Annotated in this window: 24 protein-coding genes; 15 read left to right on the plus strand and 9 right to left on the minus strand. The window is 72.7% G+C overall.

Going from position 1 to position 26,936, the window contains the following annotated elements; all coding sequences use genetic code 11:
* Positions 1–5: 5 nt before the first annotated feature.
* Both ABZ573_RS00940 and ABZ573_RS00945 read right to left on the minus strand, forming a co-directional pair.
* Positions 6–437 (minus strand): hypothetical protein, encoded by a 432-nt coding sequence (locus ABZ573_RS00940; protein WP_358114424.1) that lies wholly within the window; start codon positions 435–437, stop codon positions 6–8.
* Between the two features lie 162 nt (positions 438–599).
* Positions 600–2,675 carry a SpoIIE family protein phosphatase gene (locus tag ABZ573_RS00945; RefSeq protein WP_358114426.1) on the minus strand — a complete coding sequence of 692 codons (2,076 nt, stop codon included), beginning with the start codon at positions 2,673–2,675 and terminating at the stop codon, positions 600–602.
* A 309-nt stretch (positions 2,676–2,984) separates the two neighbouring features.
* On the opposite strand from ABZ573_RS00945, the gene ABZ573_RS00950 reads away from it, so the two are divergent.
* Positions 2,985–7,352, plus strand: coding sequence for a HAMP domain-containing protein (locus ABZ573_RS00950; RefSeq protein ID WP_151455015.1), 4,368 nt, complete (start codon positions 2,985–2,987; stop codon positions 7,350–7,352).
* Positions 7,349–7,903 (plus strand): response regulator, encoded by a 555-nt coding sequence (locus ABZ573_RS00955; RefSeq protein ID WP_151455014.1) that lies wholly within the window; start codon positions 7,349–7,351, stop codon positions 7,901–7,903. Before ABZ573_RS00950 ends, ABZ573_RS00955 begins: the two co-directional genes overlap by 4 nt.
* Before the next feature lie 106 nt (positions 7,904–8,009).
* Here ABZ573_RS00955 and ABZ573_RS00960 read toward each other — a convergent pair whose 3' ends face one another.
* The gene (locus tag ABZ573_RS00960) at positions 8,010–8,345 is read right to left on the minus strand and encodes an STAS domain-containing protein (protein WP_121397135.1); all 336 of its coding nucleotides are present in this window, start codon (positions 8,343–8,345) and stop codon (positions 8,010–8,012) included.
* Between the two features lie 224 nt (positions 8,346–8,569).
* On the opposite strand from ABZ573_RS00960, the gene hemL reads away from it, so the two are divergent.
* The 7 genes from hemL (at position 8,570) to ABZ573_RS00995 (ending at position 15,702) form a co-directional block, all read left to right on the plus strand.
* Positions 8,570–9,907 (plus strand): glutamate-1-semialdehyde 2,1-aminomutase, encoded by a 1,338-nt coding sequence (gene hemL / locus ABZ573_RS00965; RefSeq protein WP_358114431.1) that lies wholly within the window; start codon positions 8,570–8,572, stop codon positions 9,905–9,907.
* 124 nt (positions 9,908–10,031) lie between these two features.
* On the plus strand, positions 10,032–10,679 hold the full coding sequence (locus ABZ573_RS00970) for a histidine phosphatase family protein (RefSeq protein ID WP_151455012.1): 648 nt from the start codon (positions 10,032–10,034) through the stop codon (positions 10,677–10,679).
* The gene (locus ABZ573_RS00975) at positions 10,679–11,254 is read left to right on the plus strand and encodes a TlpA disulfide reductase family protein (RefSeq protein ID WP_151455011.1); all 576 of its coding nucleotides are present in this window, start codon (positions 10,679–10,681) and stop codon (positions 11,252–11,254) included. Before ABZ573_RS00970 ends, ABZ573_RS00975 begins: the two co-directional genes overlap by 1 nt.
* Positions 11,254–12,120, plus strand: coding sequence for a cytochrome c biogenesis protein CcdA (locus tag ABZ573_RS00980; RefSeq protein WP_151455010.1), 867 nt, complete (start codon positions 11,254–11,256; stop codon positions 12,118–12,120). Before ABZ573_RS00975 ends, ABZ573_RS00980 begins: the two co-directional genes overlap by 1 nt.
* On the plus strand, positions 12,120–13,784 hold the full coding sequence (locus tag ABZ573_RS00985; RefSeq protein WP_151455009.1) for a cytochrome c biogenesis protein ResB: 1,665 nt from the start codon (positions 12,120–12,122) through the stop codon (positions 13,782–13,784). The genes ABZ573_RS00980 and ABZ573_RS00985 overlap by 1 nt, the downstream gene beginning before the upstream one ends.
* Positions 13,784–14,761, plus strand: a complete 978-nt coding sequence (ccsB, locus tag ABZ573_RS00990; RefSeq protein WP_327030236.1) for a c-type cytochrome biogenesis protein CcsB — start codon at positions 13,784–13,786, stop codon at positions 14,759–14,761. Before ABZ573_RS00985 ends, ccsB begins: the two co-directional genes overlap by 1 nt.
* Positions 14,762–14,895: 134 nt before the next feature.
* Positions 14,896–15,702, plus strand: coding sequence for a hypothetical protein (locus tag ABZ573_RS00995; RefSeq protein ID WP_358114437.1), 807 nt, complete (start codon positions 14,896–14,898; stop codon positions 15,700–15,702).
* A gap of 30 nt (positions 15,703–15,732) precedes the next feature.
* Here the strand turns inward: ABZ573_RS00995 and ABZ573_RS01000 are convergent, their stop codons facing one another.
* From ABZ573_RS01000 to ABZ573_RS01010, 3 genes are all read right to left on the minus strand, one after another.
* Positions 15,733–17,061, minus strand: coding sequence for a hypothetical protein (locus ABZ573_RS01000; protein WP_327030238.1), 1,329 nt, complete (start codon positions 17,059–17,061; stop codon positions 15,733–15,735).
* A complete protein-coding gene (locus tag ABZ573_RS01005) occupies positions 17,061–17,432 on the minus strand; it encodes a hypothetical protein (protein WP_151455005.1) in 372 nt (123 codons plus the stop codon). Before ABZ573_RS01005 ends, ABZ573_RS01000 begins: the two co-directional genes overlap by 1 nt.
* A gap of 442 nt (positions 17,433–17,874) precedes the next feature.
* Positions 17,875–18,351: a MarR family winged helix-turn-helix transcriptional regulator gene (locus tag ABZ573_RS01010; RefSeq protein ID WP_151455004.1), complete on the minus strand. Its 477-nt coding sequence runs from the start codon at positions 18,349–18,351 to the stop codon at positions 17,875–17,877.
* 115 nt (positions 18,352–18,466) lie between these two features.
* Between ABZ573_RS01010 and ABZ573_RS01015 the strand changes: the two genes are divergently transcribed.
* Positions 18,467–19,024 carry a carboxymuconolactone decarboxylase family protein gene (locus ABZ573_RS01015; protein ID WP_151455003.1) on the plus strand — a complete coding sequence of 186 codons (558 nt, stop codon included), beginning with the start codon at positions 18,467–18,469 and terminating at the stop codon, positions 19,022–19,024.
* A gap of 85 nt (positions 19,025–19,109) precedes the next feature.
* Here the strand turns inward: ABZ573_RS01015 and ABZ573_RS01020 are convergent, their stop codons facing one another.
* Complete coding sequence (locus tag ABZ573_RS01020) at positions 19,110–20,459, minus strand: hypothetical protein (protein WP_358114442.1); 1,350 nt, start codon at positions 20,457–20,459, stop codon at positions 19,110–19,112.
* Positions 20,460–20,706: 247 nt separating this feature from the next.
* Here ABZ573_RS01020 and ABZ573_RS01025 point away from each other — a divergent pair, with 247 nt between their 5' ends.
* Together ABZ573_RS01025 and mqnP are read left to right on the plus strand one after the other, a co-directional pair.
* The gene (locus ABZ573_RS01025; RefSeq protein ID WP_327030241.1) at positions 20,707–22,167 is read left to right on the plus strand and encodes a menaquinone biosynthesis decarboxylase; all 1,461 of its coding nucleotides are present in this window, start codon (positions 20,707–20,709) and stop codon (positions 22,165–22,167) included.
* The gene (gene mqnP, locus ABZ573_RS01030; RefSeq protein WP_151455000.1) at positions 22,167–23,078 is read left to right on the plus strand and encodes a menaquinone biosynthesis prenyltransferase MqnP; all 912 of its coding nucleotides are present in this window, start codon (positions 22,167–22,169) and stop codon (positions 23,076–23,078) included. The genes ABZ573_RS01025 and mqnP overlap by 1 nt, the downstream gene beginning before the upstream one ends.
* Positions 23,079–23,082: 4 nt before the next feature.
* On the opposite strand, the gene ABZ573_RS01035 is transcribed toward mqnP, so the two are convergent.
* Positions 23,083–24,087: a terpene synthase gene (locus ABZ573_RS01035; RefSeq protein WP_358114447.1), complete on the minus strand. Its 1,005-nt coding sequence runs from the start codon at positions 24,085–24,087 to the stop codon at positions 23,083–23,085.
* A 195-nt stretch (positions 24,088–24,282) separates the two neighbouring features.
* Here ABZ573_RS01035 and ABZ573_RS01040 point away from each other — a divergent pair, with 195 nt between their 5' ends.
* Complete coding sequence (locus ABZ573_RS01040; protein ID WP_151454998.1) at positions 24,283–24,912, plus strand: UbiX family flavin prenyltransferase; 630 nt, start codon at positions 24,283–24,285, stop codon at positions 24,910–24,912.
* Positions 24,913–24,978: 66 nt separating this feature from the next.
* On the opposite strand, the gene ABZ573_RS01045 is transcribed toward ABZ573_RS01040, so the two are convergent.
* On the minus strand, positions 24,979–25,245 hold the full coding sequence (locus ABZ573_RS01045) for a BldC family transcriptional regulator (RefSeq protein WP_132232190.1): 267 nt from the start codon (positions 25,243–25,245) through the stop codon (positions 24,979–24,981).
* Positions 25,246–25,513: 268 nt separating this feature from the next.
* Between ABZ573_RS01045 and ABZ573_RS01050 the strand changes: the two genes are divergently transcribed.
* Together ABZ573_RS01050 and ABZ573_RS01055 are read left to right on the plus strand one after the other, a co-directional pair.
* A complete protein-coding gene (locus ABZ573_RS01050; protein WP_358114451.1) occupies positions 25,514–25,972 on the plus strand; it encodes an Lrp/AsnC family transcriptional regulator in 459 nt (152 codons plus the stop codon).
* A gap of 128 nt (positions 25,973–26,100) precedes the next feature.
* A complete protein-coding gene (locus tag ABZ573_RS01055) occupies positions 26,101–26,928 on the plus strand; it encodes an SDR family oxidoreductase (RefSeq protein ID WP_151457416.1) in 828 nt (275 codons plus the stop codon).
* Positions 26,929–26,936 lie beyond the last annotated feature (8 nt).

Here is a 26,936-nt window from a genome sequence, read left to right on the forward strand (position 1 = left end):
GCGGTTCAGTCCAACCACCATCGGTGCAGGTCGGCGCCGACCGGCGTGAAACGGCTCGCGGCCACGACCACCGCGCCGACGGTCAGGGCGAGCAGCACCCGCCACGTGCGGCGGGACATGGCCGACCGGTCCCGGGCCAGCAGGACCACGCCGTGGACCGCCAGCAGCGGCCCGGCGACCAGGCCGGCGAGGTAGAGCAGCGACACCGCGCCGTACAGCCAGGTGAGGGGGTTCGCTCCGCTCAGGCCGAACGGCACCAGGTCCTTCGGGTCGTACGCCCCGCTGCGCATCTCCTCGGGGCCGACCCCGGCGGCGGCCATCCGGCCGAACCAGAGCGTGAGGACGACGACGAAGGCGGCAGTCAGCGCCGACTGGGCGGCGAGGACGCTGCGCAGCAGCGGCGGCCGCTCGGCGGATGCATGGACGGTGCTCGACATGCGGTCAACCTAGCGAACTCCTCCGGCGGCGTCGGCTGGTCCGCCTGCTCGACCGGCCGTCCGTCCCGGTGCCCGCCGCCGCGAACGTCCGACCCGATCGCGGCGCGCCGGGCCGTCGACGCCGCACGGTGCCGCGACCCGTGCCGGCCCGGCGACCGCTGCTCAGGTCGCGTCGTTGCGGAGCACCAGGATGGCGATGTCGTCGCGGGGCGCCTCGGCCGAGAAGCCGATCGCCGTCGAGCGGAGCCGGGCCGCGATCACGTCGGCCGGGTAGCCGGCCAGCGGGGCGGCGGCGTCACGCAGCCGCTCGGTGCCGAACAGCTCCCGGCCGCGCCGCCGCTCGGTGACCCCGTCGGTGTAGAAGACCAGCGAGTCCCCCGGGGCGAGCGGCACCTCGGCCGTCGGGGAGGCGATCGAGTCGAGCAGGCCGAGCGCGGTGCCGCCGATGCCGACGAAACGCGCCCCGCCGCCGGCGGGCAGCAGCACCGGCCGGTCGTGGCCGGCGAGGTGCAGGGACACGTCGAGCCGGTCGCCGTCGCCGGGGCCGACCGCCGCCAGGGCCAGCGTGCAGTAGCGCCCGCCGCCCCGCTCGAGCAGCGTCTCGTTGACCCGGGCCAGCGCCTCCGGCAGCGGCTTGCCGTCGCCCACCAGCACCCGGATGACGTCGCGGACCAGGCCGGTGACCGTCGCCGCCTGCACCCCCTTGCCCGAGACGTCGCCGATCACCACCAGCCAGCGCCCGTCCGGCAGGGGCACCACGTCGTAGAAGTCGCCGCCGACGTCGACGTCGCCGCCGGTCGGGACGTACTCGGCGGCGAAGCCGATGCTCTCGACCACGGGCAGCACCGGCGGCAGCAGCGACTGCTGGAGGGTGTGCGCGACGCGCCGGCGCTCGGCGTGGATCCGGGCGTTCTCGATCGCCAGCGCCGACCGCCGGGCGACGTCCTCCAGCACGGCGACCTCGTCCGGGTCGTGCCGGTGTCGCTGGTGCCGGCCGACGGCCAGGGTGCCCAGCCGCTGACCCCGCGCGATCAACGGGACGGCGAAGCCCTCCATCGGCGCGCCGAGCGGCACCTGGGTGCCGTTGCGGGACGCCTCGCGCAGCCGGGCCTGGACCGAGTCCGGGCCGGTCTCCGCGAGCACCTGGTGCAGCTGGGGCAGCACCGACTCGTCGGCGTGGCTGGCCGCCGCGAGGCGGAGCCGGCCCCACTCGTCGGTCGTGTGGACCGCGCACCACTGCCCGAGCCGGGGCACCACGAGCTGGGGGACGAGCGCCATGGTCAACTCGACGTCCAGCGACTGCGCGAGCAGCTCGCTAGCCTCGGCGAGGAAGGTCAGCCAGGCCTGCCGGCGGACGTCCGCCCGGCGCAGCCGGTCGTTCTCCAGGTGCAGCGAGAGCCGCTCGGCCATCAGCACGGCCAGCGGTCGCGCGTACGCCGACGGTGCCGCGTCCAGCACCAGTTCACCGGTGTACGGCCGGTGCACGGCCAGCGCCACCCGGAGCAGCTCGTTGCCGGGCCGGGGCTGGCGGCCGTACCGGGCCAGCACCTGGGTGCCCTGCCCGTCCCCCCGGTCCAGCCGCACGACCCCGCCCGCCGCGCCGACCATCTCCGCCACCCGGGTGAGCAGGCTGGTCGCGAAGTCGGGCAGCGGATCCTCGGCGTACGGGTCGGGGGTGGTCTGCATCAGCTCGCTCATGGCCCCGGCGCTCGGCGCGGAGCTCTCCGGGGTCGCCGGTGCGCCGCCTCCGGCGGACGCCGCGGCGGGTACCCGCGCGTGCCGGGTGCCCGTGGCCGGACCGGGCAGGTCCAACCGGAACCACACCCCCTTGCCGGTGGGCAGGTAGGTGGTGCCCCAGCGGCTGGCGAAGTGGTCGACCAGCAGCAGCCCCCGGCCGCGCTCGGAGACCTCGTCGATGTCGGTGGCGTCGTTGCGGACCCCGACGGTCAGCTCCTCCACCGGGCCGGCGGCGAAATCGGACACGGTGACGGTGATCCCGACCGGGTCGGCGACCACCTCGACGTCCAGTTCGGTGCGGGCGTGCTCCACCGCGTTGGTGGAGAGTTCGGTGGTGAGCAGCATGGCCTCGTTGGCCAGTTGGTCCAGGTGGGCCTCGGTGAGGACGGACCGCACGAGGGCCCGGGCCGCGGCCGGCGTACGCCGGTCTGCGGGGAGCCGGACGCGCCGGACGTGCTCGTCTCGGCCCCCGGTCGCCGCGGGCCCCGCCTCCGCTGACACCCCCGTATCCTCCACCGCCACCCGTGCGGGTGCCAAGCCGATCCCCGTACGCGCGCCCCCCGCCCCCGCCTCCCGCCTCGTCGATCATGCACTTGTGGTGGGCGATCGATGACGTTCGACCCGATTCGTCAGGCCCCACAACTGCATGATCGGCCCTTCGGGCGGGGCCCGGCGGGGCGGGGGGCGGTGGGGGTGGGGGCGGTGGGGTGGGGCGGGTCGGGCGCGTGGACGTGGCGCGGACGAGGCCACGGGCACAATGGGGGCATGGCCGGTGTCGGCAGGAGCCGGTGGCCCCGAGCTGAGCGAGGAATGATGACCACGAAACAGTCGGCGACCGTGGACCAGTCCGCGCCCGACCACGAGGCGCTCCTCGGCGAGCTGACCGAGGCGCTGCGGCGGGTGCGCGGGGGCGACCTGAAGGTGCGGCTGCCCCGCCGGGCCGGCCGCGCCGGTGAGGTCGCGGACGCCTTCAACGAGGTCGTGTCGCTCCAGGAGCAGCAGTACCTCGACCTGCGGCGGATCAGCCGGATCGTCGGCCGGGACGGCCGGCTCACCGAGCGCCTGGACGACGAGGGGCTGGACGGCTCCTGGGCGGAGGGGCAGCGGGCGGTCAACTCGCTGATCGACGACCTGGGCCGGCCGACCACCGAGATCGCCCGGGTCATCGTCGCGGTCGCCGACGGCGACCTCTCCCAGCACATGGCCCTGGAGATCGACGGCCGGCCGCTGCGCGGTGAGTACCTGCGCATCGGCCGTACGGTCAACACGATGGTCGACCAGCTCTCGTCCTTCTCGAACGAGGTCACCCGGGTCGCCCGTGAGGTGGGCACCGAGGGCAAGCTCGGCGGCCAGGCCGACGTGCGCGGCGTAGCCGGCACCTGGAAGGACCTCACCGACTCGGTGAACACCATGGCGTCGAACCTGACCGGCCAGGTGCGGTCGATCTCCCAGGTGGCGACGGCGGTGGCCAAGGGCGACCTGTCGCAGAAGATCACGGTCAGCGCGCGCGGCGAGGTCGCCGAGCTGGCCGACACGATGAACTATCTCACCGACACCCTGCGGCTCTTCGCCGAGCAGGTGACCCGGGTGGCCCGCGAGGTGGGCACCGAGGGCAAGCTCGGCGGGCAGGCCGACGTGCCGAACGTGGCCGGCACGTGGAAGGACCTGACCGACAGCGTCAACTCGATGGCGTCGAACCTGACCGCCCAGGTCCGCAACATCGCCCAGGTCTCCACGGCGGTGGCCCGGGGCGACCTGTCGCAGAAGATCACCGTGGCGGCGCAGGGCGAGATCCTGGAGCTGAAGGACACCGTCAACACGATGGTGGACCAGCTGTCGTCGTTCGCCGACGAGGTCACGCGCGTCGCGCGCGAGGTGGGCATCGAGGGCAAGCTGGGCGGCCAGGCCCAGGTGCGCGGCGTCTCCGGCACCTGGCGCGACCTCACCGAGAACGTCAACCAGCTCGCCGGCAACCTGACCAGCCAGGTGCGCAACATCTCCCAGGTCTCCACCGCCGTGGCGAAGGGCGACCTGTCGCAGAAGATCACGGTCGACGCCCAGGGCGAGATCCTGGAGCTGAAGAACACCGTCAACACGATGGTGGACCAGCTCTCGTCGTTCGCCGACGAGGTGACGCGCGTCGCGCGCGAGGTGGGCACGGAGGGCAAGCTGGGCGGTCAGGCCCAGGTGAAGGGTGTCTCGGGTACGTGGCGGGACCTGACCGACAACGTGAACTCGATGGCGTCGAACCTGACGTCGCAGGTGCGCAACATCGCCTCGGTCACCACGGCCGTGGCGAAGGGCGACCTGTCGCAGAAGATCACCGTGGACGCCCGGGGCGAGATCCTGGAGCTGAAGTCGACGGTGAACACGATGGTGGATCAGCTGTCGTCGTTCGCCGACGAGGTGACGCGCGTCGCGCGCGAGGTGGGCACGGAGGGCAAGCTCGGCGGCCAGGCCCAGGTGCGGGGCGTCGCCGGCACCTGGCGCGACCTGACCGACAACGTGAACTCCATGGCCTCCAACCTCACCGCCCAGGTGCGCAACATCGCCCAGGTCTCCACCGCCGTGGCGAAGGGCGACCTGTCGCAGAAGATCACCGTGGACGCCCGGGGCGAGATCCTGGAGCTGAAGTCGACGGTGAACACGATGGTGGACCAGCTGTCGTCGTTCGCCGACGAGGTGACGCGCGTCGCGCGCGAGGTGGGCACGGAGGGCAAGCTGGGCGGTCAGGCCCAGGTGAAGGGTGTCTCGGGTACGTGGCGGGACCTGACCGACAACGTGAACTCGATGGCGTCGAACCTGACGTCGCAGGTGCGCAACATCGCCTCGGTCACCACGGCCGTGGCGAAGGGCGACCTGTCGCAGAAGATCACGGTCGACGCCCAGGGCGAGATCCTGGAGCTGAAGTCGACGGTCAACACGATGGTGGACCAGCTGTCGTCGTTCGCCGACGAGGTCACCCGGGTCGCGCGCGAGGTGGGCAGCGAGGGCAAGCTCGGCGGTCAGGCCCAGGTCAAGGGCGTCTCCGGCACGTGGCGCGACCTCACCGAGAACGTCAACCAGCTCGCCTCGACCCTCACCACCCAGCTGCGCGCCATCGCGCAGGTCTCCACCTCGGTGACCCGGGGCGACCTGACCCAGCGGATCGCGGTCAAGGCGCAGGGCGAGGTCGCCGAGCTGAAGGACAACATCAACCAGATGATCGTCACCCTCCGGGAGACGACCAAGAAGAACGCCGAGCAGGGCTGGCTCGACTCGAACCTGGCCCGGATCGGCGGCCTCCTCCAGGGGCAGCGCGACCTCGGCGAGGTCTGCCGCATGATCATGATGGAGGTGACCCCGCTGGTCGACGCGCAGCTCGGCGCGTTCTTCCTGGCGGACACGTCCGAGGGCGTGATGCGGCTGCGGTTGACCGCCTCCTACGGCTACGTCGCCCGGGGGCACGAGGTCACCTTCGGCCCCGGCGAGGGGCTGGTCGGGCAGGCCGCCCTGTCCCGCCGCACCATCCGGATGGGTGGGGCGCCGGACGGCAAGCTGATGCTCCGCTCCGGGCTCGCCGATACCCCGCCGGCCGACCTGGTCGTACTGCCCGTGCTCTTCGAGGGCGAGCTGCTCGGGGTCATCGAGTTCGCCAGCGTGGCGGCCTTCTCCGAGCTGCACCTGTCGTTCCTGGAGCGGCTCGTGCTCACCACCGGCGTCGCCGTCAACACCATCCAGGCCAACCGGCGTACGGAGGAACTGCTCGCGCAGTCGCAGCGGCTCGCCCACGAGATGCAGGAGCAGTCGGCGGAACTCCAGCGCACCAACGCCGAGCTGGAGGACAAGGCGCAGCTGCTCTCGGAGCAGAAGGGCAACATCGAGACGAAGAACCGGGAGATCGAGCTGGCCCGGCTCGGCCTGGAGGAGAAGGCCCAGCAGCTCACACGGGCGTCGGCGTACAAGTCGGAGTTCCTGGCCAACATGAGCCACGAGCTGCGTACGCCGCTGAACTCGCTGCTGCTGCTGGCCCGGCTGCTGGCCGAGAACTCGGAGCAGAACCTCACGCCGAAGCAGATCGAGTTCGCCCGGACCATCCACGGCGCCGGCTCCGACCTGCTGTCGCTCATCGACGACATCCTGGACCTGTCCAAGATCGAGGCGGGGCGGATGGACGTCGAGCCCACCGCCGTCCGGTTCGACGAGATCCGCGGGTACGTGGAGCAGGCGTTCGCGCCGCAGGCCGAGGAGAAGGGCCTGGACTTCCAGGTGCGGATCAGCAAGGACCTGCCGGAGGCGCTGGTCACCGACGCCCAGCGACTCCAGCAGATCCTGCGCAACCTGCTCTCCAACGCGGTCAAGTTCACCGACAACGGGGCGGTGACGCTGCGGATCGCGCCGGCGCCCGACAACACGATCTTCGACGTGCCGGCCCTGACCAACGCGCAGCAGGTCATCGCGTTCACCGTGGTCGACACCGGCATCGGCATCTCCGACGACAAGCTGTCGCTGATCTTCGAGGCGTTCCAGCAGGCCGACGGCACCACCAGCCGTCGCTACGGCGGCACGGGGCTGGGGCTGTCGATCAGCCGGGACCTGGCCCGGCTGCTGGGCGGCAGCATCGTGGTGGCGTCGGCGCCCGGCCAGGGCTCGACGTTCACCCTCTTCGTGCCGGACGTGCTCGCCCCGGACGCGGTGGTCGCGCCGCTGCCGCCGTCACCGGCGCGGGCCGGGCTGCCGTCCTCGCTGCTCATGCCCCCGCCGGAGCTGCCCGAGCCGGCCTCCACACCGGCCACCCGGCGGCTGGAGGGCACCACCGTGCTGATCGTCGACGACGACGTCCGGAACGTCTTCGCGCTGACCAGCGCGTTGGAACTGCACGGCCTGACCGTGTTGTACTCGGACAACGGGGCGGACGGCGTCCGCCTGCTGGCCGAGCATCCGGAGGTGGACATCGTCCTGATGGATGCGATGATGCCCGATCAGGACGGGTACGAGACGACCCGACAGATCAGGCGTAACCACCGGTTCGCCGACCTGCCGATCGTCTTCCTGACCGCCAAGGCCATGCCCGGCGACCGCGAGTCGGCGCTGGCGGCCGGGGGAAGTGACTACATCACCAAGCCCGTCGACCTGGACGAGTTGATCGAACTCATGTCGTCCTGGATCAGCGGCAGCCGAACCGAGGAGAGTTCGTGACCCAGATGGCAAAGGCGCTGCTGGTGGACGACCGCCGGGAGAACCTGATGGCACTGGAGGCGATTCTCCAGGGCCTGCCGGTCCAGTCCGTCGCCGTGGAGAGCGGCGAGGCGGCCCTGAAGCAGCTGCTGGTCGACGACTTCGCGGTGATCCTGCTGGACGCCCAGATGCCGGACATGGACGGTTTCGAGACGGCCAGCCACATCAAGCGCCGCGAGCGTACGCGGCACGTGCCGATCATCTTCCTCACCGCCGCCGACCGGGACGCCCAGCTCGCGCTGCGCGGTTACGCGGTCGGCGCGGTCGACTACCTGACCAAGCCGTTCGACCCGTGGGTGCTGCGGGCCAAGGTGTCGGTCTTCGTCGAGCTGTGGGTGAAGACCCGGCAGCTCGCCGCCCAGTCGGATCTGGTGCGGGACCGGGACGCGCAGCTGCGGGTGCTGACCGACGCGGTCGACGAGGCCACCGCGATGCTGCGCCTCGACGATCAGGATTCCCGCGACCGCGCGGTGCAGCTCCTGGAGCAGGCCCGCTGGGGCAACACCCCCTGACCCAGGTATCGGAACCACGCCGGGCGGGCTGAGGTGCGATCTTGGTAGCTGGCGGCCCCCTGAGGGGCCGTAACTCGCCAAGATCGCGCCGCGGGTGGGCGGGGAGTCAGCCCGTGGTCTGGTCGTTGCGGATCATCAGGGCGCTGCGCAGGCCGGTGATGTCCAGGACGCGGAGCAGGAAGTCGCCGACGTTGGTCAGGATCAGCAGGCTCTGCGCGTGGCTGGCCTTGCGGCTGAGCACGACGAGGGTGCCCAGGCCCTGTGAGTCGCAGAAGGTGACCCCGCCGAGGTCGAGCACGATGCGCGGCGGCGGGTCGGCGAGGACCTCGTTGACGACGGTCGACAGCTGGGCGGCCGTGAGCATGTCGATCTCACCGGCCAGGCGAAGCACAGCTTCGTCGCCCGTCCGGTGTAGCGTGATGGACAGTTCGGCACGATCCACCGGGTCAGCCTAGCGCGATCCGGGCCACCCGGCCCGTCGAGCGGTGGCGACCGAGCCGACCGGGCGCGGCGACCACGCTCCCGAGGAGGTCGGGAACGGGGACGTCCCGCGCCGCGGACGTGACGCCGCCGGGACGGCGGTGAGGGCCGACCCGGGTGAGCCTGGTAACCCCGGTACGGGGTGCCTGCCGATTCGCCGCCCGACGCTGACACAATGGCGGCATCGTGACCGATATGTTTCCCGCCGGATCCGGCCGCTACCCGGCCGAAGCACCGGCCTCCGAGGCCCTGTTCGACCGCGCCAAGGCCATCGTGCCCGGCGGGGTGAACTCTCCCGTGCGCGCGTTCCGTGCCGTCGGCGGCACGCCGCGCTTCATGGTCCGGGGCGAGGGGCCCTGGCTCTACGACGCCGACGACCGGCGCTACGTCGACCTGGTCTCCTCCTGGGGCCCGCTGATCCTCGGCCACGCGCACCCGGAGGTCGTGGACGCGATCCGGTCGGCCGCGACCCGGGGCACCAGCTTCGGCACCCCCACCCCGGGCGAGGTCGAGCTGGCCGCCGAGATCGTCGACCGCACGCCGGTCGAGCAGGTCCGGCTGGTCAACTCCGGCACCGAGGCCACCATGTCGGCGATCCGGCTGGCACGCGGCTTCACCGGCCGCCCCCGGATCATCAAGTTCTCCGGCTGCTACCACGGGCACTCCGACGGCCTGCTGGCCGCCGCCGGCTCGGGCGTGGCCACCCTCGGCCTGCCCGACTCGCCGGGCGTGACGGGCGCGGCGGCCGGTGACACGATCGTGCTGCCGTACAACGACGTCGCCGCCGTGGAGCAGGCGTTCGCCGCCGAGGGCCAGCACATCGCCGCGATCATCACCGAGGCCGCCGCCGGCAACATGGGCGTGGTCGCCCCGCGCGACGGCTTCAACTCGCAGCTCGCCCGGATCGCGCACGCGCACGGGGCGCTGCTCATCGTCGACGAGGTGATGACCGGGTTCCGGGTCTCCCGCGCCGGCTGGCACGGCCTCGACCCCTCCGACGCCGACCTGTGGACGTACGGCAAGGTCATGGGTGGTGGGCTGCCGGCCGCGGCGTTCGGCGGGCGCGCGGAGATCATGGAGCGACTGGCCCCCGCCGGCCCGGTCTACCAGGCCGGCACCCTCTCCGGTAACCCGCTGGCCTGCGCCGCCGGCCTGGCCACCCTGCGGCTGGCCGACGACGCGCTCTACCGCAAGCTCGACGACACGGCCGCCGTCGTGGGCAGGCTCGCCGCGGAGGCGCTCGCCGCCGCCGGGGTCCCGCACCGGCTGTCGTACGCGGGAAACATGTTCTCGGTCTTCTTCACCGACGCCGACGTGGTCGACTACGACAGCGCCCGCACCCAGCAGGTGCCGGCGTTCAAGGCGTTCTTCCACGCGATGCTCGCGGGCGGCGTCTACCTGCCGCCGAGCGCGTTCGAGGCGTGGTTCGTGTCTGCGGCGCTGGACGACGCCGCTCTGGAGCAGATCGCCGCCGCCCTGCCGGTGGCGGCCAACGCTGCGGCAGCGGCCGGTCACGGGGGGTAGCAGTGAGTGCGAGGAGTGAGCCGGGTCTGCGAGCCCCGCAGTCGCGAACGAAGGGCGTAGCGGTGAGTGCGAGGAGTGAGCCGGGTCTGCGAGCCCCGCAGTCGCGAACGAAGGGGACGCAGCGTTGAGCAAGACGGTGGTCCACGTGCTGCGGCACGGCGAGGTACACAACCCGGACGGCATTCTCTACGGCCGGCTGCCGGGCTTCCGGCTCTCCGAACTCGGCGTGCAGATGGCCAAGGCCGCCGCGCAGGGGCTGGCCGAGCGGGAGGTCGTGCACGTGGTGGCCAGCCCGTTGGAGCGCGCCCAGCAAACGGCCGAGCCGATCGCCGCGCAGTTCGGGCTGCCGGTCGGCGCGGACGAGCGGCTCATCGAGAGCGCCAACTGGTTCGAGGGCAAGAAGGTCTCGCCCGGCGACGGCTCGTTCCGCGACCCGCGTAACTGGTGGGTGCTGCGGGACCCGGTCACCCCGTCCTGGGGCGAGGCCTACCGGGCCATCGCGGAGCGGATGTTCGCCGCCCTGCACGCCGCCCGGGTGGCGGCCGAGGGGCGCGAGGCCGTGCTGGTCTCCCACCAGCTGCCGATCTGGACGCTGCGCCGCCACGTCGAGCGCAAGCGGCTCTGGCACGACCCGCGCAAGCGCCAGTGCGGGCTGGCCAGCCTCACCTCCTTCCACTTCGACGGCGCCAAGGTGGTCGGCATCGGCTACTCCGAGCCGGCCGCGCACCTGATCGCGATGTCGCCGACAGCCAGGACGGCCAAGGGGGCCTGATGAACGCCCGGAGGTTGACCGCGGGTCTGCTCGCCGCCGTCGTGACGGTGGCGCTGGCCGGCTGCTCGTCGCGCGACCGCGAGGAGGCGTGTGACAACTCCGGCGGCATCATCGAGTGCGCCCCCGACCAGCGCTCGGCCGCCCCGAAGCTCGCCGGTGAGCTGCTCACCGGCGGCAGCCACGACGTGGCGAGGGACCGGGGCCAGGTCGTGGTGGTCAACTTCTGGGGCTCGTGGTGCGCGCCGTGCCGGGCGGAGGCGGACGACCTGGAGAACACGTACCAGGCCACGAAGGCCTCCGGGGTGACGTTCCTGGGCATCAACATCCAGGACCAGCGGGACAAGGCGCTCGCCTTCGAGGAGAGCTTCAAGGTCACCTACCCGAGCCTCTTCGACCCGCCGAGCCGGCTGGCGCTCGCCCTGGACATCCCGCCGAACACCATCCCGGCCACCGTCGTGCTGGACCGCGACGGCCGGATCGCCGTGGTGATCCGCGCGGCGGTGAAGCAGGAGGGCCTCCAGCCCATCGTCGAGCGGATCGCGGCCGAGAAACCCGCCCCCAACGGTTCCCGCTGATGGGCGAGACGTTCTCCGAACTCGCCCAGTCGGGTCCGCTGCTGCTCGCCATCGGCGCGGCGGCGCTCGCGGGGCTGGTCAGCTTCCTCTCCCCGTGCGTGCTCCCGCTGGTGCCGGGCTACCTGTCGTACGTCACCGGCCTCGCCGGCGCCGACCTCGAAACCCGTCGCCCGCAGGTCAGGAAGGACCCCCCGTCAACGGATCCGGTAGCGGAAGGGTCCCTTCCTGACACCGAGGGCGGCGGCGGGGTGGCGGTGCGGGAGCGCGCCGAACCGACGAGGGCCGCGGTCAAGGGCCGGGTGCTCGCCGGCACGCTGCTCTTCATCGCCGGCTTCACCGTCGTCTTCACCGCCACCGCGATCCTCTTCGCCAGCGTCGGCCGGGTCTTCTTCGAGTACGAGCGGACGCTGGAGATCGTCATAGGCGCGCTGATCGTCGTGCTCGGGCTGAGCTACCTCGGGCTGGTCCCCGGGTTGCAGCGGGAGTTCCGGATCCAGCGGCTGCCCGCCGCCGGGCTGCTCGGCGCGCCGGTGTTCGGCGCGGTCTTCGCGCTCAGCTGGGTGCCCTGCGCCGGCCCGACGATCGGCGCGGTGTTGGGCATGGCCGGCGTCGGCGGGCAGACCGACCGGGCCGTGGTGCTCGCCCTGGCGTACTGCCTGGGGCTGGGGGTGCCGTTCGTCGTCTTCGGGCTGGGCTTCGAGCGGCTGCTCGGGGTGTTCCGCGCGGTCCGGCGCAACAGCCGGTGGGTCACCCGGTTGGGCGGGGCGCTGCTGATCCTGATCGGCCTCGCGCTGGTCACCGGCGGCTGGACGAACTTCGTGATCTGGTTGCAGACCACCGTCGGGGCGGGCGAGGTGAGCATCTGATGACTGCCGTCGACGAGCGGCCGGCACCGCCGGCCGAGGCGCCCCGGCGCCGACCCAACCGCCTGCTGGCCCTGCTGCGCAACTCGTGGCGGCAGCTCACCAGCATGCGTACGGCCCTGGTGTTGCTCTTCCTGCTCGCGGTGGCCGCCATTCCCGGCTCGGTGCTGCCGCAGCGCGGGGTCAACCCGGAGGACGTGCGGGACTACTTCACCGCGCACCCCGACCTGGCCCCGGTGCTGGACCGGATCGGCGCCTTCGAGGCGTTCGGCTCGGTCTGGTTCTCCGCGATCTACCTGCTGCTCTTCACCTCGCTGATCGGCTGCATCACGCCCCGGCTGCGCGACCACGTGCGGGCGCTGCGGGCGAAGCCGCCGGCCGCGCCGAGGCGGCTGGACCGGCTGCCGCAGCACACCGTGCTGTCCGCGCCCGAGGGGGGCGCGGCGGCGATCGCGGAGGTGCTGCGCCGGCGGCGCTGGCGGGTGGTGGTCCGCGGCGACGAGGTCTCCGCCGAGAAGGGCTACCTCAAGGAGACCGGCAACCTGCTCTTCCACAGCTCGTTGGTGCTCGTGCTGGTCGGCGTCGCGCTCGGCTCCTGGTACGGCTGGAGCGGCAACAAGCTGCTGGTGGCCGGCAAGGACAACGCGTTCTGCAACACCCGCCAGCAGTACGCCGAGAGCAAGCTCGGCCCCCGCGTCAGCAGCGCCGACCTGCCGGGCTTCTGCATCCAGCTCGACGACTTCGACGCCCGGTTCCTGGAGTCCGGTCAGCCGGACTTCTACGAGGCCAAGGTGACCGTGGACGAGGTCGGCGGCGAGCGGGGGCCGGCCGAATTCTCGGTCAACTCCCCGCTGCGCCTCGACGGCGCGAACGTCTACCTGCTGGGCCACGGCTATGCCCCGGTGATCCGCTACACCGACAAGTTCGGCCAGTCCCAGACCAGCAACTTCCCGTTCCTGACGACCGGCGATGTCGGGTTGACCAGCGAGGGGCTGGCGGCGTTCCCGGACATCAACGTGGATCCGGCCACGGGGGAGCGGGATGCGAACACGCAGATGGCCTTCTCCGGTCTCTACCTGCCGACGGCGCCGGCCGCCGCGCCCTTCGCCCGCTCCGAGTACCCGACGGAGCGGAATCCCGCGCTGAACCTCGTCGCCTACCGGGGCAACCTGGGCATGGACGCCGGCATCCCCGGCTCGGTCTACAAGCTGGACCAGCGGCAGGTGGATGCCGGCAAGGTCAAGGAGGTCGGCACGAAGCTGCTCCGCAAGGGCGAGACCTGGAAGCTGGATGACGGCACCACGCTCGAGTTCCTGGGCACCGTGCCGTACATCACGCTGTCGGTCCGGTACGACCCCGGCTCGACGTTGCTGCTGGTCAGCTCCGCCGTCCTGCTGGTCGGGCTGATGGGCTCGCTGTTCGGGCGGCGTCGCCGGGTCTTCTTCCGGGTGCTGCCGGCCGGTGCCGCCGACCCCACGAGTGGATCTCCGACGAGCGGTAGTAGTTTGGTCGAGGCCGGTGGCCTGCCGCGCACCGACCATCCCGGGTTCGCCGACGAGTTCGCGCAGCTCGTGGCCGCCGTCGGCGGCGACGGGCGGTCGGACGAGGAGGCCGGTGTCGACCGCGACGGCGGCGACCGGGCCGGAGCGCGAGAAGGAGCCGAGTGATGTCCGCACTCTCCGACCAGCTGGTGTCGTTCGCGATCCTGGCGTACCTGATCGCGATGATCAGCCACGCCGTCGAGTACGCGCTGGGCAACTCCCGCGCCCGGGTCGCCGCGGCACCCGCCCGCGAGCTGGTCGGCGCCGGCGTCGGCGCGGCCGGGGGCAGCACCCCCGACGCGCCCGCCGAAACCGGCGCGGCGGCGGCCGAGCGTACGGCCCGACGCGCCCGGCTGGGCGGCCTGGTCGCCGTCGCGGCCACCGCGCTCGGGGCGCTGCTGCACCTCGGGGCGCTGGTCACGCGCGGTCTCGCCGCGGACCGGATGCCCTGGGGCAACATGTACGAGTTCGTGCTCACGGGCACCTGGATCGGGGTCGCCGCCTGGCTGGTGGTGCTCTGGAAGCGGCCGCAGCTGCGCCGCCTCGGGCTGTTCATGTCGCTGGTGATGGTGCTGCTGGTGGCGACCGCCGAGCTGGTGCTCTACACCCCGATCGTGCCGCTGGTGCCGGCGCTCAACTCGTACTGGTTCGTCATCCACGTCTCGACGATCGTCTTCGCCTCCGGCATCTTCCTGCTGGGCGCGGTGCCGGCGGTGGCGTTCCTGATGCGCTCCGGCTACGAGCAGGGTCGCCGCAGCTTCCCGTACACGCTGGCGAAGCGGCTGCCGGCGGCGGCGGCGCTGGAGCGGCTGACCTTCGTGCTGCACGCCTTCGCGTTCCCGGTCTTCACCTTCGCGGTGATCGCCGGGGCGATCTGGGCCGAGGCGGCCTGGGGACGGCCGTGGGGCTGGGACCCGAAGGAGACCTGGTCGTTCATCTCCTGGGTGATCTACGCCGGCTACCTGCACGCCCGGGCCACCCCGAGCATGAAGCGGAACGTCGCGACCTGGCTCGCCGTCGTCGGCTTCCTCACCATGCTGATGAACCTCTTCGGCGTGAACATCTTCTTCGAGGGCCTGCACTCCTACGGCGGCCTGGACTGAGCCAGTCCCTGCAAGACGTATAACGCGTCGCGAGCGGCCGTCGGCGTCAGGGCAAGACCCTGCTGCTGTACGAGCTGGCCCGCGCCACGGAGGGCTTCTACTTCGGGGCGACCGAGGCGACGCAGGCGGACTCGTTGCGGCGTCTGGGCGAGGCGCTCGGTCGGCACACGGGCGCTCCCGGGCCGGTGCACCTCGCGGACTGGGCGAGCGCGGTCGACGCACTGCTGGCCCTCGGCCGGGACCGCCCGGTCACGGTGGTGGTCGACGAGTTCCCCTACCTGGCTCGGGCGAGCCGGGACCTGCCGTCGGTGATCCAGCACGCGCTCACCCCCGGCCGGGCCGAGCGCACCGCCTCCCGTACCCGTCTCCTGCTGTGTGGTTCGGCGCTCTCGTTCATGGGTGGGCTGCTGGCCGGCTCCGCGCCGCTGCGCGGGCGAGCCGGGCTGGAGTTGCCCGTCGCGCCCCTGGACTACCGGTCGGCCGCGGCGTTCTGGGGATTCGACGATCCGTTGCTCGCCGCCCAGGTGTTCGCCATCGTCGGAGGCACGCCGGCCTACCGCCGCGAGTACGTGCAGGACGACACGCCCGACGGGCGGGACGACTTCGACGACTGGGTCGTGCGGGCGGTCCTCAATCCTGCCCGCCCGCTGTTCCGCGAGGCGCGCTACCTCGTCGCCCTTGGCGAGTCGCCGCTCGGGGACGGTCCGCGTCCCCTGCTCGCCATCGGCGCAGTCAAGTGGGGCCGGCTGCTCGGCCGGCCCCACCTGGATCGACTGGAGCGGGCGCGCGAGCTGCTCGTCGCCCGCCCCGGGCTCGACGCGCGCGGCGCGCGGCTGCTGCTGGCCAGCGCCGAGGGATTCACCGCCGAACTGCGGCAGCTCGCCGCCCACCGACCCGATGTGGTGCTGGTCGGTCCTGACCGGCTCTACTCCGGCGCGTAGGCGCGAGACCGAGAAGCCGCGACCGGGCGGTCAGGCCACGTCGTCCAACTGCCGCCGGACGAGCCGTTCGGTGGCGGTGGCCCCCGTCGGTTGCAACCCGGCGCCGGCGTTCTGCGCCTGGACGTCGATGGTCACCGCGATCCGGTCCGTACCCGCGATGATCATCTCGAAGATCTTGGCGAACCGTACCTCCATCTCCTTGCCGTCGTCGCCGGTCATCACCAGTCGGCTGCCGTGCGTCGCCTCGTGCAACTGCCGCATACGCAGGCCGGTGATGTCCTTGTAGCGGAAGTCGAAGGCGTCGGCGTTCGACACGATGCACTTGACGAAGTCCCACTCGCAGGAGAAGACCGAGATGCGGGTCTGCCCGAGGAGCAGGATGACGAACTTGTACCGCGAGAACCGACGGATGCCGTCCTTTCCCACCGCCTGTTCGGTGGGCGAGGCGGGACCGATGACGAGTTGCGGCTCGCAGATCAAATCGTCCAGTTCGCGGTCGAGGTGCCGGAGGGCGTGATCGAGAACGCCGAACTTGTCGAAGTGCAGCCACACGTCCATCTGCTCGTCGCTGGGCTTCGGCTCGGCCGCTGCCAGGTCACGCTCGTACGTCGACGTGAGCGCGTTGTACTGGCCGTATCCCTTGACCAGCAGGACGAGGCCGCCCACACCCACGAGCACCGCGAGGCAGAGGTAACCCGACTCCGACAACGACGCGAGCACGAGGATCAGCGCGAGGGCCAACCCGATGCCGCCGGCGACCATCATGGCCTGCGCGCCACCGGTCGCGGGCGGCACGGGCGTGCGGACGAAGTACTTGCGTACGTTCGGCTTGCGTTCCTCGATGCCGGCCTGCGCCACGGCGACGGTGGCCTGCCACAGCCGGTTCTCGCGGTTGCCGAGGAAGGGGGCGATCTCGGCCGCGTGCACCGGGTCGATGTCGCCGGCTCCGGCCTCGATGTCGGCGACGGACGGGCCGGGGTCGTGGCGGTCGGCGTAGTGGTCGCGCTTGACGGCCACCCAGAGGGCGCGGACGTGCGCCGCAGCGGGGTCGATCTGGAGTGCCCTGCCCAGGTGCTCCTCCACCCGGGCCATCACCTGCTGCGCCTCGCGACCCATCCGGCTGGGCCGTCTGCCGCCGAGGAGCGCGAGGGCCAGGTAGTAGTGCGGGTCGGCGCCCTTCGCCCCCTTGGCGATCGCCTCGGTGAAGTATTCGGCCGCCCTCTTGTACAGCCGTTCGGCGACGGCCCGCCGCCCGTAGGCCATCAGCTGCTGCGGCCCGTCGGACTTGTTGATGTGCACGTTGTCGGCGTTGATCTGGGCGCCGAAGACGCGCTGGCCGTGCTGGTCGAAGGTGGTCATCAGGAAGCCCCGCCCAACGAGTTCCAGATGGTCGCCATCGCCCCGCCGATCACCGCCAGCGGTGCCGCCGCCTGCAACACCTCGATGGCCCGCCGCAGCCGTCGCGAGGCCTCGCGTTGGTCGTCGCGGGTCAGGCTCCGGCGGGCGCCGTGCAGGTCGTCGACGACGGTGCGGCCGACCTGCGGGTCGAGGGCGCCGCTGGCCGTGGCCTGCTCCACCGCCCTCAGGACGGCCTCCAGTCGAGGGACGAGCTCCGTCTGGCCGGCGTTGTCGGGCAGACGTTCGAAGGTGCTGTTCCGCAGATCGATGGTTTCGGCGTTGAACTGCTGATCCACGCGCTGGTTCTGCTGATTGAAGGTGGCCATCGCCAACCGTCACCCCGATCTTGCTCCGATGGTTAATGTTTCGGATGGTGGTGACGGAACCATTGGAATTGTCTGCGGGCAATGTCGGAAGATTTACGCTGCCGGGCGGATCCGGCGGAGCCCGACTGAACGGCGGGCAATTCCGCATGGACGGTGCTGGCCGCGTTCGCACGCGGTGTGTTAGCGGGTGGCCGAAAGGCCTATGACCGGCTCGGGCGTCCCGGGAAAGGCGCCTGTCGGCGGGTGGGCCGGGTCGGTCCGCGGGGCCGCGGGGGGCGCACCGTTCGGGCTTCGACCGTTCGGGCGACGGCGACCGGGGGTCTTGACGGCGGGCGGCCGTGCTGCTGCCGGCCCCACCCGACGCCTGCCCGCTCCCGGCTCCGGGCGGGTGCTACCCGGGAACGGGTCGGTGGAGCCCCGCCCCGGCCGCGAACGCCAGGGGACGGGGTCAGCCGCCGAACCAGCCGGGCACGTCGAGGCGGAACGGGTTGGCCGGGGTGACCGCGCGCAGGTCGTCCTCCAGGGCGGCGACCCGGTCGGGGCCGAGCGTGGCGGCCCACCGCTGCCGGAGCTGGTCGAAGACGGCCGCCGAGCGGCGCAGGCCGTCCAGGCCGTGCGGGGTCGCCCGGACCAGCTTGCGCCGGGCGTCGCGCGGGTCGTCGGCGCGCTCCAGGTAGCCGAGGGCGACGAGCCGGTCCACCGTCTTGCCGGCCGCCTGCTTGGAGACGCCGAGCCGCTGGCCCAGCTCGGTGGCGGTGGTGCCGTCGGCGCCGACGGCCTGGAGGACGAAGCCGTGCAGCGGTCGCAGCTCCGGGTGCCCCTGCCGGGCCAGCTCCGCGTGCAGGTCGTCGATGAGCGTACGGAAGCCGGCCAGCAGCAGCAGGGGCAGCAGGAAGCCGGGCCGGTCGGGGTCAGCCGTTGCCACGTTCGACAACCTCGTTTACTATTTCGACAACCACGTTGACGATCCTACGTCACGCGCGGCGCGTCGCCGATCGGGCCGCGCCGGCCGCCCCCGAACCCCCGAGAGCAGGTCTCCCGTGCCCCCGTTCACCGCGCACACCGCCGACACCGCACCCGCCGCCGCCCGGCCGACCATCGAGGGCGTACGCCGCAGGCTCGGGCACCTGCCCGCCGCCGTCGGCCTGATGGCCGAGTCCCCGGAGCTGCTCACCGGCTTCCTCACCGTCAACGGCATCTTCGAGAAGTGCGCCCTCGACCCGGTCGAGCGGGAGGTCGTCGTCATGACGGTCGCCACCCGCAACGAGTGCCACCTCTGCGTCGCCATGCACACCGCCGCCCTCACCCGGCACGGCGCGACGCCCGAGCTGGTCGACGCGCTGCGCGCCGGCATGCCGCTGCCCGACGACCGGCTGGAGGCGCTGCGGTGCTTCACCCTCGCCGTGCTCGACCACCGGGGCGCGGTGCCCGAGGACGGGACCGCCGCCTTCCTGGCCGCCGGCTACCAGCCCCGGCACGCCCTGGACGTGGTGCTCGGCGTCGGCACGTACACCATCTCCACCCTGGCCAACCGGCTCACCGGCGCCCCGCTCGACGAGCCCCTGGCCGCGTACGCCTGGAAGCCGGCCGCCCGCTGACGCACCTGGGCAGCCGAGGGCGGGGGTAGGCCGGCCACGGCTTGCCCGAGGCCGGCCCACCTCCGTCGAAGGCGCGGTCGTCCGGTCAGCCGAGGGTGACCGGGGCGGTGTTGTCGGCCGGATCGTCGTCCGGACGCGGGTAGTCGTAGTACGACCTGACCTCGCCGGGGGTGCCGGCGGGCCCGTCGATCCGCAGGTCGAACGGGACCGTGAAGCTCTGCCCGGCGGGGAACACGGCCCCCAGCCAGCAGACCCAGGACGTCGGAGCGCCGCCCTCGTCGTCGCCGGTCGGCGAGCAGCCGGGCGGGGTGGCCAGCACGGTCACGCCGGCCGGTGGGGTGAAGAGGAACCCGCCGGCGTTGCCACCGGAGACGGTGCCGTCCGGCACACCCGGACCGTCGTTGCGGATTCCCACGCTCACCCGCACGGTGGCACCGACGGCACCGGTGACGGTGGCGCCCACGGCGACGACGTCGAAGGCGCCGTGGATGTCGCGCAGGTAGGTCCCGCCGCCGGGGCCGGTGGCGGTGACCGGATCGAGCGTCCCACCGACCGGCCGCAGCCGGAGCGCGCGGTCGGCCTCCCGGCGGGTCAGCCGCACGTTGCCGGGCAGCGGCCCCGCGGTGGCCAGCGGCTCCACGAACTGGGTGATGCGCTTGTCGCCGAGGGCGGCCGGGCCGACCGTGGTGGCGAAGCCGTTGCGCAGTTCGTGCCGGATCCCGGGCGCGAACGTGCCCCGCACGGTGCAGACCACCACCGTGGCGAGCACGGGATCGGTGCCGTACCGGCAGTTCCGGTAGCTGGCCGGGTGCAGGCCGACCGGAAAGCGGAAAGTCACCCGCAGATCCTCGGCCGGCTGGTCACCGGCGTTGACCACGGCCACGGGCACGGCGTGGACGTCACCGACCTCGGCGCCCGAGACGTACTCGTCGACCAGGTCGAGAACGTCGGCACCGGAGCGCACGCTGACGGTCGCCTGCTGGGTGTACGGCTCCAGCCCGTCGGCCCGCACCGTGTAGTCCAGCGTGCCGGTCGCGCCGCCGACGGCGCCCAGGGCGGCGCGGAACACCACCGGCACCGTGCCGTTGACGGTGCCGTACTCGTCCGGGGTCGCCTCCGGCGGCATCGGGCAGGTCACCGAGGTGCCCTCGGTGACGCACCAGCTGGGGAAGCTGGCCGTGGCGACACCGGCGAGACCGCTCAGGTCGACGGTGACCCGGGGGGCGGTCGCGCCGCTGCTGCTCAGGTCCAGCGGTGCCGACCGGCCGGGCGCGCCGGCCGCGCCGACGGTGAGGTCGTTGAGCCAGCCGCTGACCCAACCGGGGTCGGTTTGCGCGGCGGCCGGGCCGGCCACCGTGCCGGCGCCCGCCGTGACCACGGCCAGCACCGTAAGGGCGCGCAGCACGCTGCGGCGCGGGAAGCGCACAGTTGTCATCGATCTCCTTCGTGGGGTGGGCCGGTCCGCGGAGCCGCGGCGGGGCGTCACCGCCGGCCCGGTCGGCGGACCTGATCCTAGTGAGCGCCAGCCGCCCGATCCGGCCCGCCGGAGCGACAACGTTCGATGGCGCGGGCTCCGCCGGCAGAAGCGGCCCGGCAGTTTCCGCGCTTCCTCACGGGTGGATCGTCGGTGTCACACCACCCGGCGTGGTCGCCGCCCAGGTCGGTGCGGGAGACTGGCAGGCATGGCGGCTCGTGGCTTCCCGTACACCGATCTCAAGGACTTCCTCGCGGCGCTGGAGCGCGCGGGCGAGCTGCGGCGGGTGAGCGCGCCGGTCGATCCCACCCTGGAGATCAGCGAGATCGTCACCCGGACGGTCCGCGCGGACGGGCCGGCGCTGCTCTTCGAGCGGCCCACCCGGGGCGAGATGCCGGTGGTGATCAACCTCTTCGGCACCGAGAAGCGGATGGCGATGGCGCTCGGCGTCGAGTCGCTGGACGAGGTCGGCGAGCGGATCGGCAACATGCTCAAGCCGGAGCTGCCGGTGGGCCTCTCCGGGATGATGGACGGCCTGGGCAAGGTCAGGCAGCTCACGTCGATGCCGCCGAAGAAGGTCAGGACCGCCCCCTGCCAGCAGGTGGTCTACCGGGGCGACGACGTCGACCTGGACCGGCTGCCGGGGTTGCAGGTCTGGCCGGGTGACGGCGGGATCTTCCACAACTTCGGGCTGACCCACACGAAGCACCCGGAGACCGGCAAGCGCAACCTGGGGCTGTACCGGTTGCAGCAGCACTCGCGGAACAGCATCGGCATGCACTGGCAGATCCACAAGAACTCCACGGCGCACCACGCGGTCGCCGAGCGGCTCGGCCAGCGCCTGCCGGTGGCGATCGCCATCGGCACCGACCCGGCGGTGGCGTACTCGGCCAGCGCGCCGCTCCCCGCCGACATCGACGAATACCTGTTCGCCGGGTACCTGCGCGGCGAGCGGGTCGAGATGGTGGACTGCCTGACCGTCCCGTTGCAGGTGCCGGCGCACGCGCAGATCGTCCTGGAGGGCTACATCGAGCCGGGTGAGCGGCTCCCGGAGGGTCCGTTCGGCGACCACACCGGCTTCTACACCCCGGTGGAGCCCTTCCCGGTGATGCACATCGAGTGCATGACCACGCAGCGCGACCCGGTCTACCACACGATCGTCACGTCGCAGCCGCCCCAGGAGGACCACGGCCTCGGCAAGGCCACCGAGCGGATCTTCGCGCCGCTGCTGCGCTTCCTGATCCCGGACATCGTCGACTACGACCTGCCCGCCGCCGGGGTCTTCCACAACTGCGCGATCGTGTCGATCCGCAAGCGCTACCCGAAGCACGCTCAGAAGGTCATGAACGCGATCTGGGGCGCGCACATGATGTCGCTGACCAAGCTGATCGTGATCGTCGACGAGGACTGCGACGTGCACGACTACAACGAGGTCGCCTTCCGCGCCTTCGGCAACGTCGACTACGCCCGGGACCTGCTGCTCACCGAGGGCCCGGTGGACCACCTCGACCACGCGTCGTACCAGCAGTTCTGGGGCGGCAAGGCGGGCGTCGACGCGACCCGCAAGCTGCCCGCGGAGGGCTACACCCGGGGCTGGCCGGAGGAGATGCGGATGGCCCCCGAGGTCGTCTCCCTGGTCGACAAGCGCTGGAAGGAGTACGGCATCTGATGGCCACCGCCGTCGAACCGGTGCAGCGACCGGGCCGGGTCAAGTCCTTCCTCAAGCTGGTGGCGATCGAGCACTCCGTGTTCGCGCTGCCGTTCGCGTACCTGTCGGCGCTCACCGCCATGCAGGTCGACGGCGGGCGGGTCCGGTGGCTGGACCTGCTGCTGATCACCGTGGCGATGGTCGGCGCGCGGACGTTCGCGATGGCCGCCAACCGGATCCTGGACCGGCGGATCGACGCGCGGAACCCGCGTACCGCCTCCCGGGAGCTGGTCACCGGGGCGGTCAGCGTGCGGACGGCCTGGACCGGCGCGGCGGTCGCGCTCGTGGTCTTCCTCGCCGCCGCCGCCCTGCTCAACCCGCTCTGCCTGGTGCTCGCGCCGCTCGCCGTGGTGCCGCTGGTCGTCTACCCGTACGGCAAGCGGTTCACCAACTGGCCGCACGCGATCCTGGCCGTCGCCCAGGCCGTCGGCCCGGTCGGCGCCTGGCTGGGCGTCACCGGCACCCTCGACGGCTCCTGGCCGGCGTGGCTGCTGGGCGTGGCCGTCGGCCTCTGGATCGGCGGGTTCGACCTGATCTACGCCTGCCAGGACGCCGAGGTGGACCGGCAGATCGGCGTGCACAGCGTGCCGGCCCGCTACGGGCTGCGGTTCGCGCTGCACGCCTCCACCGTCGCGCACGTGGTGACGTTCGCGCTGTTCGTCTGGTTCGGGGCGCTGGTCGGCTTCGGCTGGCTCTGGTGGGTGGGTCTGGCGCTGACCGCCGTCGCCTTCGGCTACCAGCACCTGGTGGTCAGCCCGACCGACCTGAGCAAGGTCAACCGGGCCTTCTTCACCGCCAACGGCTTCGTCGGCATCGCGCTGTTCGTCTTCGCCCTGCTCGACCTGGTCGTCCGCCTCGGCCTGCGCGCCTGACCGGTCAGAAAGGGGCCCCTCCGCCGGCGGCAGCGTCGACGAGGCGGCCTCCTCCGCCGCCGTAGCGGGTGCTCTCCAGGGTCCAGTCGACGGTGGCCCGGACGGCGTTCGCCACCCCGTCGAGGTGGTCGGCGACCGCCCGGTCCAGCGTCGGGCCGAACGACGGCACCCCGGCGCGCAGCTCGACGAAGCGCCGCATCGACGCCCGCCAGCGCTCGGCCGTCAGGCCGACCGCGGTCTCCACCGGCACCCGCTGCTCGGCCGCCGTCGCGAGCACCAGGTTGTGCCCGCCGGAGGTGGCCTCGTCGCGCTCCAACGAGGCGAGGTCGTTGTACCAGGAGAGCAGGTCGTTGCCGGTGTCGGCGATCTCCCGCAGCAGCGGGTGGTGGTGGACCGGGTCGGGCAGCGGGCGGCCGGTGACGAACTCCACCAGCGGATACGACACGTACGCGGCGGAGGTGGCGCGCCGCAGCGCGACGTACTCGGCGACGCCGGGGCGACGGCCGGCCGCCTTGTTCGCCGCCTCCCGCCACGTGCCGTCGAGATGGTCGGCGACGGCCTCGGTGAAGCGCAGCCGCCAGCGGGCCGGCATCCGACGGCGCGGCTCCCGCCACGCGTGCACCAGCAGCCGCCTCAGCGGCCCGGTCAGGCCGGCGTGCCGGAGCCGGGGACCGGCGTGCAGCAGGGTGAGCGCGCCGGCGCGCAGCGCCCGGATCTGGTCGGCGTCGAGCCGGCCCGGCCGGTCGCACGCGTCGTCGACCAGGAAGAACCAGGTGAACAGGGCCGTCAGCGCCCGCAGGTCGGCCTCGGTGGCGCCGGGGTAGAGCCGGCCGGCGTACCGGGCGACGCCGGCGTGCGCCAGCCGTTGCGGCGCCGCGTCGTCAGTCGCCAGGCCGAGGCCCGGCAGCAGGTCGCCGACCAGCCACTTCTGCACCCGGTCGGCGTGCGGCGAGAGCCGGGGCGGGATGGGGCACTCCGACCGTAGCGACCAGAGGACCTCGCCGGTCATCACCGATTCCTCCCCGGTGCGATCCCGCTTCGCGTGGGAATCGCCACCGGCAGCATGTCAGGCGGGCGGGATGGTCGCGCTCCCGACCCGACATCGCGCCCGTCGGCGCACAACCGACACCCGAGCGGGACATCACGGACGCTCCGGACGGGGGTGCCCGGCATCGGGAGGGGCCGACCAGGCAGGCTGGAGGGCATGCGCGAACCATGGGTGGTCGGAGTCTCCGGGGCGTCCGGCACGCCGTACGCGGCGGCCGTCGTGCGGGCGCTGCTCGACGCCGGCGAGCCGGTGGACCTGATCGTCTCCCGGGCCGCCCGGCTGACCGTCCTCGACGAGACCGGACGCCCGTTCCGGGACGCACACTGGGCCGACGACCTCGCCGCCTGGCTGGGCCGCGACCTCGCGGGAGCCGACGTGCGGCACTGGCCCGCCGGCGACCTGGCCGCCGGCCCGAGCAGCGGCTCCTACCGGGTACGCGGGATGGCGGTGGTCCCGGCGAGCACGGCGGCCTGCGCCGGCATCGCGATCGGGCTCTCCAAGGACCTGTTGCAGCGGGCCGCCGAGGTCAACCTCAAGGAGCGCCGGCCGGTGGTGGTGGTGCCCCGGGAGACGCCGGTGACCCGCAGCCACCTGGAGCATCTGATCGCGCTGCACGACGCCGGAGCGGTGGTGCTGCCGGCCAGTCCCGGCTTCTACGGCGCCGGGGCGGCGGCCTCCGCCCCGCAGCTCGTCGACTTCGTGGCCGGCAAGGTGCTGGACGCCCTCGGCGTACCGCACACGCTGTTCCGTCGCTGGTCGGGTGAGCTGGGCGCGGCGCGGGAGTGACCCGGGCCCGGCTCACCGCGACGCGGACCGGAGCTCTCGTCCGGCCCGCGTGATGATCCGCACCATTCAGTACATGCCGGCGTTGGCCGGGCCCGGCCCGGTCGAGGTGGCCGGCCCCGCGTTACGCGGCTTGCCGACGTCTTCCGCCTCGTCCAACATGCCCTCCCCCTCAAGCAGGGCCCGCACCTCGGATTCCCGAAACCGGCGATGCCCGCCTGGAGTCCGGATGCTGCCTATCCGGCCCGCCGCTGCCCATCGCGTCACAGTCTTCGGGTCAACCCGAAACAGCGCGGCAACTTCACCCGGTGTCAGCAGGCGATCTCCAGTGTCCACAGCCCCCTCCTCGCGTCGACGAAGCCCCCGGCTGAACACACTGCCCCCGGCCGGTGCGAGCCCAGAGCCGTCATGAGGGACGTATGGCAATTACAGCACCAGCGACCTGGCCTGTCCGCCAAACGCGAAAAACGCACTGAGTGGGAAGTTAGGAAATATTACCTGGGTGCGGCTCCCTTGACTGTCAGTTTGCGAGCGACTACGCCCTGTCATGTCCAACGCGCGCCGGATGCCCGACGTTACGCCCGGACCGCTAGGGTCACAGTCCGTGGACGCCATCGACCTGAGCCTCGTGGAGCTGCTACGCGGCAACGCCCGCCTGTCCTACGCCGAGCTGGCCCGGCAGGTCGGCCTCTCCGCGCCCGCCGTGCACGAGCGGGTCGGCAAGCTGGAGTCCAGCGGCGTGATCCGGGCCTACCGGGCGGAGGTGGAGCCCGAGGCGATCGGCTTCGCCGTCACCGCGCTCATCGGGATCGTCGAGGACTCCGGCGGCGACACCGACGACGTGCTGGAGGCCTTCCGGCAGATGCCCGAGATCGAGTCCTGCTACTTCATGGCCGGCGTCGAGTCGTTCCTGCTCAAGGCCAGGGTCGGCACCATCGCCGAGCTGGAGCGGCTCATCGTGCGGCTGAACCGGACCCCGGGCGTCGCCTCCACCCGGACCGGCATCGCCCTCTCCACGAAGTGGGAGAACCGGCCACAGGCCCCGGTGCCTCCCGCCGCCTGACCCGAGGGCCGCCCCCCGCCCCCGCCCGCCCCGACGGCCGCGTCCCGCGACCCCCGGCCGTCGGCCTCCGGACGGCCGCGTCCGGCCGGCTCTGGCGCGCGGTCGCCGGGCGGCGATAGCGTGCGCCGATGACGAAGCCAGCCCCCGGGACGGCGGTGGTCACCGGCGCGGCCGGCGGCCTCGGCCGCGCCATCGCCGCCGCGCTGCACGCCGACGGCTGGCCGGTGCTCCTCACCGACCACGACGACCAGGCGGTGGCCCGTGCCGCCGCCCCGCTGGGCGGCTGGTCGCGCCGGCTGGACGTACGCGACTCCGACGCCTGTGCCGCCGTCGCCGCCGAGGCCGCCGGCCGGGGCGGGCTCGGCCTCTGGGTGAACAACGCGGGGATCCTCGTCACCGGCCCCTCGTGGGAGCACGACGCGGCGACCCGTCGCCGGGTGGTCGAGGTCAACGCCCTCGGCGCGATGAACGGCACCCTCGCCGCGCTGGCCGTCATGCGGGGACAGGGGCACGGGCACGTGGTCAACGTCGTGTCGCTGGCCGGCCTGGTGGCCGCGCCCGGCGAGACCGTCTACGCGGCCAGCAAGCACGCCCTCGTCGCGTTCAGCATCGGCACCCTCGCCGACCTGCGGCTGGCCGGGCACCGGGGCGTACACGTGTCGTGCCTGTGCCCGGACGGGATCTGGACGCCGATGCTGCACGACCGGCTCGACGACCCGGGCGCCGCGGCCTCCTTCACCGGGACGCTGCTGACCCCCGAGCGGGTGGCCCGGCGGGCCGCGCGGCTGGCCCGGCGGCCCCGCCCGGTGGTCAGCGTCCCCCGCTGGCGCGGCGCGCAGGTCCGGCTCCTCGACGCGCTGCCCGGCGTCGCCGTGCGCCTCGCCCCGCTGATCCTCGCGGCCGGCAGGGCCGGGCAGCGCCGCCAGCGCCGGCGGATCGGGGCCGGTCCGCAGTGAGCGGGCTT

The sequence above is a fragment of the Micromonospora sp. NPDC007220 genome (assembly GCF_040634035.1).
Lineage (GTDB): Bacteria > Actinomycetota > Actinomycetes > Mycobacteriales > Micromonosporaceae > Micromonospora > Micromonospora reichwaldensis.